At 64.4% G+C, this 814-nt stretch carries 1 protein-coding gene and 1 pseudogene; both read right to left on the bottom strand.

The features are described from left to right. Positions 1–526 (bottom strand): 2-oxoglutarate and iron-dependent oxygenase domain-containing protein (locus EOD07_RS36145; protein WP_164772940.1); only part of this gene is annotated, 526 nt, incomplete at its 3' end. Between the two features lie 162 nt (positions 527–688). Beyond that, positions 689–814: pseudogene (locus tag EOD07_RS36140) on the bottom strand (ABC transporter permease); the annotation flags it as partial.

The raw sequence follows: 814 nt of genomic DNA, 5'->3' as shown, positions 1-814 counted from the left end.
GGTTCGGTTCGCCGTGATAGATCGGATCGAAGGCGTCCTCCGGCTGGTCGAGCGACAGCGCGAAGGCCTTGAGCAGCCGGATCGCCACGTCGGTCGCCTTGGCCTGCCAGGCGAGCAGCGCCGGCTTCAGATCGGGGAGCGCGGCAGGCCACTGGTTCGGGCCCTGCAGCCGCGTCCAGGCCGGCACCCCCGGCCTTTGCGATATGGTCGCGCGTTCGACGCCGATGTCGAGCTGCTCGCGCCAGTCGGCCTTGCCCTTGGTCAGCTCTCCGCCGGCGCGCGTATAGCCGCGGAACTGCGGCGACTTCACCATTTCGATGGCGAGCTTGTCGGTTTCCGGCAGGGCGAAGAAGCCGCGCGCGGCACCCAGCACGGCGTCGATCTCCGGCTGAGTGATGCCGTGGCCGCTGAGATAGAAGAAACCGACATCGCGGGCCGCGGTGCGCAGATCAAACAAGAAAGTTCGAAGCTCGGATGGACCCTGCTCCAGGCGGTCGAGATCGAGAACGGGAATTATTCTGGGCATTGACAGGCTCCTCTTGGCGAGACTCGTGGCCCCACCTCACGATGACATGGGCGTCATTGCGGATGAAGAAACGTACCAACCAATCTCATTGCAAACAGAGGAAGCTCGCGCTCAATTCCCATCGGTCGCGGCAAATTGCGTTCGTTCCTCCCGCCCGCGTCCTCATCCGCGGTGATCCAGCCGCGCCACCAGCCTGTCGCCGATCCACTGGATGCCGCAGACGAGCACAATGAGCACGACGACGACGGCGACCATCACGCTGGTCTCGAAACGCTGATAGCCATAGCG

This window comes from Mesorhizobium sp. M2C.T.Ca.TU.002.02.1.1, from assembly GCF_003997225.1.
Note: the sequence above shows the minus strand (reverse complement) of the source record. Positions and strands in the feature narration are given on the sequence as shown.